This window comes from Marinovum sp. J2-8 (genome assembly GCF_055808435.1).
This window is the reverse complement of record NZ_JBVVRZ010000003.1, coordinates 632,596-646,674: the sequence shown is the minus strand read 5'-3', so window position 1 is coordinate 646,674 and position 14,079 is coordinate 632,596. Positions and strand designations below refer to the sequence as shown.

Annotated in this window: 14 protein-coding genes and 1 pseudogene; 3 read left to right on the top strand and 12 right to left on the bottom strand. The window is 58.9% G+C overall.

Annotated features, from left to right (window positions below; all coding sequences use genetic code 11):
* The first annotated feature begins 7 nt into the window (after positions 1–7).
* Positions 8–2,393 (top strand): annotated as a pseudogene (locus AC0L4F_RS12680) (circularly permuted type 2 ATP-grasp protein).
* Between the two features lie 6 nt (positions 2,394–2,399).
* Entirely contained in the window at positions 2,400–3,275 is an 876-nt protein-coding gene (locus tag AC0L4F_RS12675; protein ID WP_244688872.1) for a transglutaminase family protein, read from the top strand.
* Positions 3,276–3,370: 95 nt separating this feature from the next.
* Here the strand turns inward: AC0L4F_RS12675 and AC0L4F_RS12670 are convergent, their stop codons facing one another.
* From AC0L4F_RS12670 to AC0L4F_RS12650, 5 genes are read right to left on the bottom strand one after another with little or no spacing between them, the layout of a single operon-like run.
* Positions 3,371–4,123 carry an SDR family NAD(P)-dependent oxidoreductase gene (locus AC0L4F_RS12670; protein ID WP_244688871.1) on the bottom strand — a complete coding sequence of 251 codons (753 nt, stop codon included), beginning with the start codon at positions 4,121–4,123 and terminating at the stop codon, positions 3,371–3,373.
* A 31-nt stretch (positions 4,124–4,154) separates the two neighbouring features.
* Entirely contained in the window at positions 4,155–5,003 is an 849-nt protein-coding gene (locus AC0L4F_RS12665; protein ID WP_244688870.1) for a fumarylacetoacetate hydrolase family protein, read from the bottom strand.
* Complete coding sequence (locus AC0L4F_RS12660; protein ID WP_280520557.1) at positions 5,000–5,737, bottom strand: phosphopyruvate hydratase family protein; 738 nt, start codon at positions 5,735–5,737, stop codon at positions 5,000–5,002. The genes AC0L4F_RS12665 and AC0L4F_RS12660 overlap by 4 nt, the downstream gene beginning before the upstream one ends.
* Positions 5,676–6,281 (bottom strand): phosphopyruvate hydratase family protein, encoded by a 606-nt coding sequence (locus AC0L4F_RS12655; RefSeq protein ID WP_280520577.1) that lies wholly within the window; start codon positions 6,279–6,281, stop codon positions 5,676–5,678. The genes AC0L4F_RS12660 and AC0L4F_RS12655 overlap by 62 nt, the downstream gene beginning before the upstream one ends.
* A gap of 37 nt (positions 6,282–6,318) precedes the next feature.
* Complete coding sequence (locus AC0L4F_RS12650) at positions 6,319–7,326, bottom strand: phosphotransferase family protein (RefSeq protein ID WP_244688869.1); 1,008 nt, start codon at positions 7,324–7,326, stop codon at positions 6,319–6,321.
* A 113-nt stretch (positions 7,327–7,439) separates the two neighbouring features.
* Here AC0L4F_RS12650 and AC0L4F_RS12645 point away from each other — a divergent pair, with 113 nt between their 5' ends.
* On the top strand, positions 7,440–8,417 hold the full coding sequence (locus tag AC0L4F_RS12645; RefSeq protein ID WP_244688868.1) for a LacI family DNA-binding transcriptional regulator: 978 nt from the start codon (positions 7,440–7,442) through the stop codon (positions 8,415–8,417).
* Between the two features lie 105 nt (positions 8,418–8,522).
* On the opposite strand, the gene AC0L4F_RS12640 is transcribed toward AC0L4F_RS12645, so the two are convergent.
* From AC0L4F_RS12640 to AC0L4F_RS12610, 7 genes are all read right to left on the bottom strand, one after another.
* A complete protein-coding gene (locus tag AC0L4F_RS12640) occupies positions 8,523–9,830 on the bottom strand; it encodes a TRAP transporter large permease (protein WP_244688867.1) in 1,308 nt (435 codons plus the stop codon).
* On the bottom strand, positions 9,827–10,390 hold the full coding sequence (locus tag AC0L4F_RS12635; RefSeq protein WP_244688866.1) for a TRAP transporter small permease: 564 nt from the start codon (positions 10,388–10,390) through the stop codon (positions 9,827–9,829). Before AC0L4F_RS12635 ends, AC0L4F_RS12640 begins: the two co-directional genes overlap by 4 nt.
* Positions 10,391–10,578: 188 nt before the next feature.
* Complete coding sequence (dctP, locus tag AC0L4F_RS12630) at positions 10,579–11,595, bottom strand: TRAP transporter substrate-binding protein DctP (protein WP_244688865.1); 1,017 nt, start codon at positions 11,593–11,595, stop codon at positions 10,579–10,581.
* A 240-nt stretch (positions 11,596–11,835) separates the two neighbouring features.
* Positions 11,836–12,291, bottom strand: coding sequence for an OsmC family protein (locus AC0L4F_RS12625; protein ID WP_244688864.1), 456 nt, complete (start codon positions 12,289–12,291; stop codon positions 11,836–11,838).
* Between the two features lie 99 nt (positions 12,292–12,390).
* Positions 12,391–13,281, bottom strand: coding sequence for an SMP-30/gluconolactonase/LRE family protein (locus tag AC0L4F_RS12620; protein WP_244688863.1), 891 nt, complete (start codon positions 13,279–13,281; stop codon positions 12,391–12,393).
* Positions 13,278–13,487, bottom strand: a complete 210-nt coding sequence (locus AC0L4F_RS12615) for a tautomerase family protein (RefSeq protein WP_244688862.1) — start codon at positions 13,485–13,487, stop codon at positions 13,278–13,280. The genes AC0L4F_RS12620 and AC0L4F_RS12615 overlap by 4 nt, the downstream gene beginning before the upstream one ends.
* Before the next feature lie 147 nt (positions 13,488–13,634).
* Entirely contained in the window at positions 13,635–14,078 is a 444-nt protein-coding gene (locus AC0L4F_RS12610) for a helix-turn-helix domain-containing protein (protein WP_244688861.1), read from the bottom strand.
* Position 14,079: the final 1 nt, after the last annotated feature.

The window sequence follows — 14,079 nt, the reverse complement described above, 5'->3', positions numbered from 1 at the left end:
CGCATAAATGCCCAAGGCCGAGGCACCCTTTGACCTGATTTCAGGTTACGCGCCGCCCGAAGGCGTGCCGGACGAGCTGTTGCATCGCAATGGCACCATGCGGGATGTCTGGAAGCCATTGATCCGCCATCTGGCGGGGCAAACACCAGAGGGTCTGTCGCGCGCTTTCACGCGCGGCGACCAATATCTTCATGATGCCGGGGTCTATTTCCGGCAATACACCCAGGACGGCTCTACCGAACGCGATTGGCCGCTCAGCCATATCCCGGTGATGATCGACGGCACCGAATGGCAGACCGTGGTCGAAGGGATCACCCAGCGCGCCGACCTGTTGGAACGGGTGATGGCCGACCTTTATGGTCCCGGCGATCTGATCCGCAACGGAATGCTGCCCGCCGAGCTGGTGGCGCAGAACCCGGAATGGCTGCGCCCGATCGTGAATGTCACGCCCCGGTCGGGGAATTTCCTGCATTTTCTGGCGTTTGAAATTGGCCGTGCGCCCGACGGACGCTGGTTTGTTCTGGGCGACCGGACCCAGGCCCCGTCGGGGTCCGGTTTTGCGCTGGAAACCCGGATGGCAACAAGCCATGTGTTCCCGGATCTGTTTTCCGGCATGAATATCGAACGGCTGGCGGGATTTTATCGCCATTTCCGCGATGCGCTGATCGGATTGCGGGAAACCGACATGGATCTGGTGGCGATCCTGACGCCCGGCACCAACACCGACACCTATTTCGAACATGCCTACATCGCCCGCTATCTTGGCTTTCTGCTGCTCGAAAGCGAGGAGTTGAAGGTTGAAAACGGCCGCCTGACGGTCAGCACCATTCATGGCCCGCAACCGATCAGCGTGTTGTGGCGACGGCTGGATTCACGGTTTGCCGATCCGCTGGAACTTGACGAAGGCTCGGCACTTGGCACGCCGGGCATGGTTTCGGCGCTGCGCGGCGGCGCGGTGACCATGGTGAATTGCCTCGGCTCGGGCGTGCTGGAATCCCGTGCCATGCTGGCGTTTTTGCCCCGGATCTGTCAGCGGCTGCTGGGCGCGCCGTTGAAGATGCCCAATATCGCTTCGTGGTGGTGCGGGCAGGCCAAAGAGCGCAATTATGTGCTGGGCAATCTTGACCGCATGTTGATCGGCCCGGCCAATTCCACCCATCTGCCATTTGATTCCAACGCCAGCTATACGCTCGGCGACGAGGTGCGCAGATCCACCCCCGGAACGGTACAGGATTGGGTCACTCAGGAAGGCAAAGCTCTGGTCGGTCAAGAGGCCGTGCGCCTGTCGACCATGCTGGCCATGATCGACGGTGCCTTGGTGCCGCGTCCGATGGTGGTGCGGGTCTTTGCGGCGCGCACCCCGCGCGGCTGGGTGGTGATGCCCGGGGGCTATGCCCGGATTGGCCGCACCGCCGATCCAACCGCCCTGGCGATGCAGGCCGCGGGTCGGTGGCGGATGTCTGGATCGTGTCGGACAAACCGGTGGCCAAGGACACGCTGGCGGAAACCCCCAAAGGTCCGTTTCTGCGCCGGATGCCGGGGCTTCTGCCCTCGCGCGCGGCGGACAATCTTTATTGGTTGGGCCGCTATGTGGAACGCGCCGAAGCGGCGGTGCGGATGCTGCGTGCCTATCATGGGCGGCTGGAAACCTATGGGCCGGACACCCTGCCCCTGACCGAAGCGATGGCGCTCTATCTCGAAGGCTGGGGCATGTCCCCGCATGAGCCCCTGCCGGACGGTCTTTTGGGATTGTTTACTCGAGCCTTGGTTGCGCCTCCAAGGTGCGGGACCGATTTTCCACCGACGGTTGGAACGCGCTGTCGGATCTGGCCTCGACCGCGCGGGAATTCGCCCCCCGGCTGAACCACGGCGATGATGCCGCCCGCGCCATGGGCGTGCTGCTGCGCAAACTGGCGGGGTTTTCCGGGCTGGTGCATGAAAACATGTTCCGCTTCAACGGTTGGCGGTTCCTGTGGATCGGGCGCGCGTTGGAACGCGCCAATCAGACCGCCGCATTGCTGGCGCGGTTTGCCGATCCCGGCATTCCCGATGGTGGTCTGGATGTTGCCGTCGAAATCGGCGAAAGCGTGATGAGCCACCGGCGGCGCTATTCGGTGGAGACCAGCCGCGATACGGTGATCGACCTTTTGGCGCTGGACGACGACAACCCGCGATCCATCGCCTATCAGATCAATGAAATTCGCCGCGCCGAGGCCCATATGGCCGAAGGGTTGCATTTGTCGCGCATGGGCGATGCCAGCCGCCTTGTGCTGCGCATTCATACCCAATTGCGCGTGGCCCAGCCCGGCGACATCACCACCGAAAGCCTGATTGCGATGCGCGGCGAGCTGATCGAAATTTCCGACGCCCTTACAACAACATACCTGAGTTGATCCGCCATGCTCTATGATGTCAGACTACGGATCGCCTATCGCTACTACCAACCTGCCGCCGCCAGCCGCACCGTTTTGCGCATGGCCCCACGTGAAATGGCGGGGCAACAAACGCTGAACAGTCGGATCGACATCACGCCAAACCCGAACTATCGGCTGCCGGGTCAGGATTTCTTTGGCAATCCCACAGTCGAGGTTGCCCACGACATGCGGCTGGATGAGATCGAATTTGTCTTTCAGGGCCGTATCCAGCGCGATACGGTCGACACCTCTCTGGACCTCAGCTGCTCTGTCGCGGACATTGGCGGCGAGCTTGGCGGATTGCGCAGCATATCCCCGGCGTCGCCGCACCATTTCCTTGGCGTTTCTCCGCGAATTGCCGCCGACCCCGATATTGCGGCTTTTGCCCGCGCGACGGCGACCCCACAGATGTCGACCCTTGATGCGGTTCGCGCCATCAGCCGCGCCATCCACGACACATTCGATTTCGATCCCGACGCCACCCATGTGGCCACCACCCCGCTTGAGGCGTTTCAGGCCCGGCGCGGGGTCTGTCAGGATTACAGCCACGTGATGATCTCGGCGCTGCGCGCACTTGGCATACCTGCGGCCTATGTCTCTGGTTTCTTGCGGACCGAACCGCCAGAGGGGCAACCGCGACTGGAAGGGGCGGATGCGATGCACGCCTGGGTCCGGGCATGGTGCGGGATGGAAAACGGCTGGATCGAAATTGACCCCACCAACAATGTTCTGGTCTCTGCCGATCATATCACCGTGGCTTTTGGCCGTGACTACAGCGATGTCGCCCCGGTCAAGGGCAGCCTGCGATCCTCTGGCGATCAGGACACGCTGCATACGGTGGATGTGGTGCCGGTGAGCTAGGCCATCCCGAAGGGCGGTGTGCGCCAACCCGCCCTCCGGCAACCTCGCCAAGCGGTTCCCCCCCCCCCTAAAGCCACCTGCATCGCGCGGCCAGCTCAATAGGTCGCGCGCCCACCAGAGAGGTCGAAAACCGCCCCCGTCGAATAAGAGCATTCCTGCGAACACATCCAGCCGACCATCGCGGAAATCTCTTCCACCGTGCCCATGCGCCCCATCGGGATCTTGGCCAGCATATAGCCGATTTGTTCCTCTGTGACATCGTCCAGCATTTCCGTTTTGATCACGGCCGGGCAAATCGCATTGACGCGGATGTTGCTTGTTGCCAGCTCTTTGCCAAGGCTTTTGGTCAAGCCGATCACACCAGCCTTTGACACGGAATAGGCCGACGCATTGGGATTGCCCTCTTTGCCCGCCATGGACGAGATGTTCACAATCCGCCCGTAATCGCCTGTTTGCATATGGGGCACGATGGCCCGGCAGGTGTGAAAAATCCCGTTCAGGTTCACGTTCATCACCGCGTTCCAGGTGTCGATCGGATAATCGACCAGCGCCGTGTTCACCCCCGCGATCCCCGCCGCGTTGACCAATATGTCGATACCGCCCAGCGCCTCGGCGGCCTGTGTAGCGGCGGTTTCGACATTGGCATAATCCGACACATCGACCCTGTCGGTGATCACCTTGCCCAATGGATCAAGCGCCGTTTTGGCCCGCTCCAGCGCCACCTCGTTGACGTCCCACAGGGCGACAGAGGCCCCGCTTTCCAAAAACCGTTTGGCAAAGGCGAACCCCATACCGCGGGCACCACCTGTGATCACGGCCCGACGGCCCTGAAGATCCAGAGTATTCATATGTGTTCCCTTCTTCGATCCGCGCCTGCCGTTAAAAGGCGACAACCTTCTGTTTTTGTGCACCTAATCCGTCGATCCCAAGGGATACTTCATCGCCGACGTTCAACCAGACGGGCGGTGTCATGCCTGCGCCCACACCCGGTGGTGTGCCGGTGCAAATCAGATCGCCGGCCTCCAGGCGTGTGAATTCAGACATGTAGCTGACGATGGTTGCCACATCGAAAATCATCGTTGCGGTATTGCCGGTTTGCATGCGCGTGCCATTCACATCAAGCCACATGCCCAGGTTTTGCACGTCTTCGATCTCGTCTCTGGTTGCCAGAAACGGCCCGGTCGGACAGAAATTGGGAAAGCTTTTGCCTTTGACCCATTGACCCGACCGCTCCATCTGCCACGCCCGTTCCGACAGGTCGTTCACCACGACAAAACCGGCGATGTGATCCATTGCCTCTGCTTTGGAAATGTTGAGCGCAGGTTTGCCGATGACGATCCCCAGCTCCACCTCCCAGTCCAGTTTTGTCATCTGGGCAGATTTGAGGATATCGTCACCCGCACCACAGTAGGTCACTGTGGATTTGTTGAACAAAATGGGCTCGTCGGGCACCGGTAGACCGGCCTCTTTTGCGTGGTCCGAATAGTTCAGGCCGACGCACCAGATGTTGAAGGGCTGCGCCACGGGCGGCGCCAACCGTTTGCCAGCGATATCCGCGACAGGCAGGCTTTGGGGATCGGTGGCTGCAAGCGTCGCCAACAATTCGGGCGACAGGGTTCGCGGGCCAAAGTCCTGCACAATGGACGAGGCATCGCGCGCCACGCCATCGGCATCAAGGATACAGGGAATTTTGGTGCCATACCGGTCACCATAACGCGCGAGCTTCATGATTTTCGTCCCTTGTTATTCTGTTGGCCCCACCATGTGTTCGCCAAGGGCGCGCCCCCGACAAAGGCCTGTGCGCCAAGCGTGTCCTGAATGCGGAGGCATTCGTTCCATTTCACCATCCGCTCTGATCGGGTGAACGAGCCGACCTTCAGCTGTCCCCCGCCCAATCCGGTCGCCAGATGGCTGATCGAGACGTCTTCGGTTTCGCCAGAGCGCGCCGAAACAATCGCGCCCCAGCCCCCGGCCCGTGCCTTGCGGAAGGTGTCAAAGCTTTCAGTGACGGTGCCAGCTTGATTGACCTTGATCAGCACCGCGTTGCAGGCACCATCTGTCTGGGCCTGTTCCACAAGGGCCGCGTTGGTCACAAGGTAATCGTCGCCGATGATCTGCACCTTGTCGCCAAAGCGGCGCGTAAACTCGCGCGTGCCGTCCTTGTCGGTTTCGGCAAGCGGGTCTTCGATTGAAACAATCGGATAGGCATCAAGCCAGCCGCCCAACATGTCGATCATGGCGCTGCTGTCCATGTCGCGATTTTCAAGCGCCAGCTGGTAACGGCCATCGCTGCAAAACTCAGAAGCCGCAATGTCGAGCGATATGACAACCCGGTCACCGGGTTTCTCGCCCGCTTTTTCGATCGCACCGATCAGCGTTTCCAGCGCCTCTTCGTTGCTGTCAAACATCGGCCACCAGCCGCCCTCGTCGGCCACCCCCGCCAGTTTCCCCCTGGACCGCATGATGTCGCCAGGCCGCGAAATAGACTTCGTTCGTGATCTCCATCACTTCGTCAAAGCTGCTGGCGCCGGGGACCATGATCATGAAATCCTGTATGTCGACGCGGCGTCCCGCATGGGCCCCGCCGCCAAAAATCTGGATTTCGGGCAATGGCAATGACGGTGTGAACCCGGTCTGATCCGCCACATGCCGCCACAAGGCACAGCCCGTATCCGCCGCCGCCGCATGCAGAACCGCGAGGGATGTCGAAACCGTGGCATTGCCGCCCAAGGTGTTTTTCAACGGTGACGGATCAAGCGCAAGAATGGCCGCATCTGCGCCGGATTGATCCTGCACATCCCGCCCTTTGAGCGCGGCCGCAATGGGGCCATTCACGTTTTCCAAGGCACGCCTGACGTTCTTGCCTTGCAGCGCGGCACCACCATCGCGCAGGTCAATCGCCTCACGCGTGCCGCGCGACGCCCCTGCCGGTGCAATGGCACGCCCGATTGTGCCAGTGTCCAGAACGACATCCACTTCGACCGTTGGATGCCCGCGTAGTCCCAGACCCGCCGCCCGATTACGTCTTTGATATGTGACACGTTTATGTTTCCTTCAAATCTGTTGTCAGACGCTCAACCACCGCTGAAAGGGTTGAGGCCGGTTGTTCGATCAGGGAAAGGGCCAAGCCGCGCACCTGCGCGCGCTCGGCCTCATCCAGATATTCTACGGGGGATTTTCCGTCGACCCGCGCCAACATCAATGCCGGCAGCAGCCGGGCAACCCGACCTTCCAGCTGCGCCTGCGGCTCCCATGTTACATGGGGGGCATAGGCCGACCAGAAAGCGCCGATTTCCGCCAGCAACGCGCGACGCGTTTCGGGGATATGCACGGATTTAAGCACCAGATGATTGAGGCAAAATGCCGTGTCGAAACTGGCGTCCCCCATCGTCGCGCATTCGGCGTCCAGAACAATTGCCCCGCCATCGCGAAACAGAATGTTCTTTGGGCTGACGTCGCCATGCACCAGAACGGCGGAACTGTCATAGAGCATGGCCGCCAATGCGTTCAGCTGCCCCGCCACTTCGGGATGGGCGCTGGCCGTGAAGGTCAGATAGGGCTCGATCCTGAGGGCGCGGAAATCGTCGTGATTTTGAAACGGGGTTTTGTTGAATGCCGGGGCGGTCGAGGCCGCATGAATGCGTCCGATCATGTCACCGACGATTGCGGCCTCCCCCTTTGGGGCGGCCGCCGCAAGCATCCGGGCCTTCCACAGATAGACACCCGCACCGGTGACAAACTCCATCGCAAAGCCATGTGCCGTGTCCGACCTGCCAAAAAGCTGCACGGCGTTTTGTGGCAGGATGTCTGCGGCGACCTGTAACCACGCGTATTCTGCGGCGTTGCGGTGAACGGGCGCGCGCCAATCCGCAGCGACCTTGAGCTTGGGCAAGGCAAACTTGACGCAATACTGCGCGTCCCCCACCGCAACACGCGCGATGTCAGAGGCAACCCCCCCCGTCAGCGGTACAATCGACGTAATTTCCGAGATACGGCCAAGCCCCAGATCCACGATCAGGTCTTTGCATCTCTGTTCCAGTGCCTGGGTCATTTGGCGTGGGTCCATACTATGTTCACGTGAACATCTAGGATAAAGCACCTTTTTCTGTCAAGACACATCCCAAACTAAATGCTAGTAAACCGAAGTCTTGAAAGGTATCCGCTTTGACCCGCGTCACCATCAAATCGATTGCCAAGGACCTTGGCATTTCTCACATGACAGTCTCGCGCGCGCTGTCGAACAACCCGAATGTCCTAAAAGAAACGCGAGACGCGGTTCAAAATCGCGCACGTGAGCTTGGCTATGTGAAAAACGCCGCTGCGATGGCAATGCGGGGGGATGGGGCCAAGATTGTCGGCTTGGTTCTGCCCAATATCGTCAACGAATTTTATGCGCGTTTTGCCAATGCAATGGCCCTCGCCTGTGATGCGCATGCCTTGCAGCTTGTCATTCATTTGACCAATGACAATATCGAAACGGAACAACAGGCGCTTGACCGGCTGCGCGAAATTCAGGCCGCTTGTGTGGTGATGGTTCCCGCACCCGGGGATACACCCGCCAAGGTGTCGCCGCCGGATTCCATGCGGTTGATCGAGCTGATCCGCCGACGCGAAAGCCCGACCCCGAACCCGTCAATCCTTGTCGAAGATTCCCCCGCCATCATCGCGGCGGTGGCGCATTTGGCACAGGCCGGGCACAGCCGCATTGCCTATATCGGGGCGGACGAAACCCTGTCGAGCGGCCGAGGCCGCCTTGCGGCGTTTCTGGCCGGTGCGCATGATCTTGGACTGGAAACCCCTGCTGAATTGATCCGAACAGGAACACCCTCTTTCGAAATGGGCCGCAGCAATGCCGCCGAAATCCTGACGTCGCGCCAGGCGACGGCCCTGGTCTGTGGCGGTTTCGAAATCTCGAACGGCGCGCTCAGTGCCTTCATGGACAGCCTGGGCGCAAACGACAGTCAGCCGGCCTTTGTGGGCTATGGCGATCCGTCATTTTATCAATGGATAAATGGCGGCATGACGACAATCAGGGTGCCGGTGGAACCTTTGGTCGAAAGCGCCATTGCCTTGATTTCCGCCACCTCGCCCACAGAACAGGTTCTGAAAACCTCTTTTCCGGCAGAGCTGGTCCTGCGCTAGGACGAGCACCACCACCCTGCCCCCAAAACAAATGCGGCCAACGATCGGGAAACCACCCAAATCATTGGCCGCATCTGGTGCGCTTAAAGGGCGAAGATCACGCCGTCATTTGGCATAGGCCAGTTCGGGCAAGAAGGTCGCGATGACCGGAATGAAGAGGATCATCAGCAAGGTGATCACCTCAACCTGCAGGAACCACCAGATACCGCCGAAAATCTCTTTTAATGAGAAGGACGGTGCGACCCCTTTGAGAACAAAGGCATTCAATCCGACCGGGGGTGTGATCAATCCGATCTCCAGCGTTTTGACCACAACAATCGCCAACCAGATCGGATGCGCGCCCAGTTCGATCAGCGGCGGCACAAAGATCGGCACGGTCAGGAACATCACCGACACCGGATCAACCATACAGCCCAACACCAGCAAGAGCAGGACATAGATACAGACAATGCCCATCATCGACATATCAAGACCGACGATATATTCGGACACCGCCCCCGATGCGCCACTTACCGCCAGGTAGGACGAGAAGATCAAGGCCCCGACGAGAATGATGAAGATCACCGATGTGGTCTGCGCGGTGTCAAGAAAGACCTCTTTCAAAACCGCAAAGGACATCCGTTTGCGCAGCAATGCGATCAGGAAAGATCCGATGGCCCCAATTGCACCGGCTTCTGTCGGGGTGATGATGCCAGCATAGATGCCGCCGATCACGACGCTGCCAAGTACCAGAAAGCTCCAGACGCCTTTCAAAGATTGCAAACGCTCTTCGATCCCGGCTTTGGGCAGGGCCGGCGCCATGTCGGGGTTACGGCTCACACGGATATAGATCATCACAAGGTATGCAAACGCCGTCAGCAACCCCGGAACAATGCCGGCGATCAACAGCTTGGGCACAGATTCCCGCGCGATAATCCCGTATACGATCAAGTTGATGCTAGGCGGGATCATACCGGCAAGCGTGCCCACCGTGGCCACACAGCCAGCGGCCAGTTTGCGGTTCACCTTGAGACGCAGCATTTCCGGGATCGCGACACGCCCGAACACCGCAGTCGACGACGTTGTCGACCCGGAACACGCGGCAAAGGCAACTGCCGCAACCGTCGTGGAAATCACCACACTGCCCTTGAGATGCCCCAACCAGGCGCGCGTCGCCCGATAGATGTCCTGCGTGATGCCAGCCTTGGCCGCGACATGCCCCATAAGAAGGAACAGCGGCACCGCGCTCAGCGCATATCCCGACCCGATGTCGAACAACCGCCCGCCGATGGCGTCAAAGGTGATTGTTGTCCCGCGAATGAACGCAAATCCGGTGGCACCTGAAATCAACAATGAAATGCCCACGGGAACACGCATGACCATAAGGACCGCGACCATCCCAATCACAAACGGTAATTGCAGTGATTCAATCATGGCATTGCCTCATCTTCAGCGGGGTCGTTTTGCGGGACATCATTTTGTCCGGTTTCCTCAAACAGCTCGTCTCTGGTGATCAAATGGATCAACTGCGTCAGAAACCGGAGCGAGAACAGCGCCAGGCCAACCGGAATACCCGCACGGGCCCACCAGGTTTTCACTTCGACAATGCCCAGGACAGTGTCGCCCATGACATAGTTGGTCCATGCGGATTCCGCGCTTGTCCAGGTCAGGATGGCAAAGAACAAAAACGCAGCAAGAAGGTAGACACCCTCGACAGCCTTTCGAAGGCCACGGGGCAAGTGATCGTACAGGATACCCACAGTGATATGGGCGTCATGGCGTTGGGAATATCCCAGGCCCAGATAGATCAGATACACAAACATCAAACTGACGTACTCATAAGCGCCGGGCAAACTTATGGAAAACAGGGCCCGTGCAAAAACTTCGAGTACGGTGATGGTCATCATTATCGCAACGGCCATGGCCGACGCATAACAGGCGATTTCCTCCAGCTTTCTTTGCACCGCCAAGGTGCTGCTGGCCAAATTTGTCATTGAGACGTCCCTCCCTCAAATCACAGGCATTCGAACAGGCGGAACACATCGCGATCCGCATCGGGCCAAGGCCGGCCCCGCACTGCGCAGCGGTGTTTCGAAATCGTCGCGCCGCCCACAGCCTGTTCAGGTATTTTGGGCGGCGCGTTGAATGATCAGACGATATGTCTGGTCCAGTGCAGCTGAATTCAGCCGCCGTGCTCTTTCAGAAGCTTCAGGAAGTCGTCCAGAACCGCTTGACCGGCAAGACCATCTGCTTCGCGGGCCTCGACCCAGCTCTGCCATGCCGCGTCACGCACGCCCTGCATCTTGGCTTGTTCAGCTTCGTCCAGCTTGACGATTTCTGTCTGCTCTTTCAGCGCGGCAACCGCTTCAACTTCGGCTTCCTCAAGAAGGTTGCGGGCCTGGGCGACGGTTTCGTCTCTGACTTCTTCGATCACGGCCTTCACATCGTCCGGAAGGGCATTCCAGGTATCGAGGTTCATGGACACCGGCATCGGGAAGTAGAACCAATCCACATCGTCCCAGTAGCTGAAGATTTCGCCAAACCCAAAGGCATAGGCATCCGCAGGGGCACCGATGATCGCGGCGGTCACAACGCGGCGTTCTGCGGCGGCGGGCAGTTCACCCCATGGGATACCGTAAACAGTGATGTCCAGCTCTTTCAGGATCTCGGCCGCACCACCATGCGCACGGATCTTGGCAGACTTCAGATCGGCAATCGTGCGGATCGGATCATGCGACAGCAGCTGGATCGACCCCCACTGCCCCGGGAACAGGTACTTCTGGTTCATCGCGGTGAATTCAGCTTCGACCGCCGGTGTTTGGAAAAGATCGTGACCGGCCTGAACATGGGCCATCGGATTTTCGGTCATGAACGGCAGCGATGTCACGTTCGCCAGCGGAAACAGACCGGGGTTATAGACCGGAGAGAATTCCCCCATGTCAAATGCGCCGACCTTGATGTTTTCTGGCTGGCCCGAAAGCTTACCCAGTGCGCCGCCGAAAATGCGGGTGAATTTGACCTTGCCGTCCGAGCGCTTTTCAACTTCATCCATGAACCAGCGCGTCGCCAGGTTGGACGGGCCTTTGCCGGTATACGCATGGTATTTGAGGTTGATTTCCTCTGCCATGGATAGTGTCGGCGCGACCAGTGTGGCCGCCGCGACCAAGGCGCTTGCACATAGCGTTTTGACGAGTTTCATTGTTAAACCTCTCCCTTTTGTGTTTTACCGCATTTGCAGATGCAAGGCGGCCTCCCTTAGCAGCGACCCATTTTCCGGGCGGTCTTGTGACCGCAAAAAATGCCGGATTGACGGTGTCGCTTAATCGTTGCTTAACGATCCTTTAAATAATTCGGCACGGGGGATCGCGCCGTGACTTTGCGGAAACCCGCACCAAGACAGGGCACATCCGCAAAATCGTTTTGTGATGCCAAGCCGCCCTTACTTGCGGACCCAGCTTTCCTGAATGTCACAGCCCGCCCGACGCAGCAAAACCGAAACCGGGCATTTCTCGCCCACGATTTTTGCCAGCTTCGCGATCTGTGCATCATCGGCATCGGTGTCGAGAATGACCTTCAGCTCAATCACCGGAAACGGTGTGCCGATCTCTGCCTTGCCGAACACCCCACGGGTGTCAAAATGACCGCATACATCGAATTCCATACCGCGCAGTTCAATTTTGAGAACGCCTGCCACATAGTTCGTGATGACATTCGTGCAGCCCAGAAAAGACGACAACATCGTCTCAAGCGGTGTCGCAAAAAGATCTGTCCCGCCACGCTCTGGCGGCTCGTCGGTGGTGACCACCTTGCCACGCGCAATCATTTCCGCGCGCGCATGGGTCACCGCGTGACCAGAGACGTCGATTTTGAACAGGTCGGGCATCACATGTGCCATGTTTCTTTTCCCTTTAGTGCATTTGTGGGTTGAAAAGACGGGGCCAGAAGACCCCGTTTCGGATTGCCGCGGCAAAAGGCATGCAGTGTCGAGGCCAGATCAGAACAGCGCAAGACCCGGCGTTTTGACCTTGATGCGGTACAGCGATGTCGAGGACGTGAAATAGAGATCCCGCAGATCTTCGCCGCCCCATGCAAAGTTCGCAGTGAACTCTGCCATGCGGATCACACCCAGCGTTTCGCCCATCGGGGTAATCACATGAACCCCACCCGGACCGGTGCAATAAACATTGCCCCTGCTGTCGATCTTCATACCGTCGGGATGGCCTTCGCCCTCGCCTACGGTCACATCGACCCAGACGTCGCCGCCCGTCGCAGAGCCGTCTTCGGCAATGTCGAATTTCCGAATGTGCTTGCGCTCGGTGTCATTCACATAAAGCGCGCTGTGATCGAGTGAAAAGCACAGCCCGTTCGGTTGGGCAAAATCATCCGCAAGCCGGGTGATCGTCTTGCCATCAGGTGTCACGCAATACACCCCCTGCGCGCCCATTTCGAGGTCGCGTTCAACGCCAAAATAATCCAGGCGCCCATAGGTCGGATCGGTAAAGTAGATCAGCCCATCCTTGCGCACCACGATGTCATTTGGGCTGTTCAATTCTTTGCCGTCGAAATGGGTGGCCAGCGTCGTTATTGATCCGTCGGCCTCGGTCCGTGTGACCGCACTGTTCGCGTGCTGACAGGTCAGCAACCGGCCCTGCGCGTCATAGGTGTTGCCGTTGCCCATGTGGCTTGGCTTGCGGAACGATGTCACCTTGTCATCCGAATCCAGCCGGAACATTTCGTTTCCGGGAATGTCGGAAAACGTCAGATGCTTTTCCACCGGATGCCAAATCGGGCCTTCGGTGAACAGGAAACCGCCGGCCACTTTTTCAAGCACCGCTTCGGCGTCGACAATGACATGCATCCCCTTGGTACGGACCTCGATTGTCATGAGCCCGCCCTCAGCTCTTTGACCCGCACGCCGCCGGCGAACCAATCGCCTTCATCAATTTCATCAAACGTCACCCAGACGTTTTCAGCAGGGATTCCAGCGGCTTCTGCCAAAGATGCGGTGACGTCAGCCTGCACCTTGGCCTTAATGCCATCGGGGTCTTTTTCTATAACTTGTTTCACAATGCGGATGTTCACAAACGGCATCGAGCTTCTCCCTTTTGCTACTGCGCTGGATCAAATCCAAAACAGCCAGTTGTTCTGAGAGAAGGAGTAGAAGATATGAAACCCACGGTATGCGTAGGGTCGCGCATCATAAATGCGGGAACCCGCAGAACTTCGGCGCCCGGTGGCTCAGGTCGATGATTGCGCCAACCACGCCTGAAGCTTTTCCTCTTCGCGGCGCAATGTATCGGCGTTCAAAATGCCCTGTGTCAACGCCAGGGAAATCGCGCGCGTGCGCGAATTGAAGCTCGCCCCCCAGGCACCGGAGGGGATGTCGACCTTGTCCAGCCCGAGCTTCTGATAAAGGCTTTGCAATCTGCTTTGTGCACCGCGCAAGGACACGTTGCGCCGGGCTGCCATCGCCTTGTCCGTCAGGCCAAGGCACAGATCCACAAGCGCCTCGAACTCTAGCTCGCTCAAACCCGACAACCGATTGCCCGCCCTTTGCTGGACGCCCCGCACCTCGCGGTCGATGACACATTGTTCCGCGACAAAGACGCCCTGCAAGGCAAGCTTCAGCTGCTTATCCGGCGCGGATTTGAGGATATAGCCATAGACGGCGGCCTCTGGCACG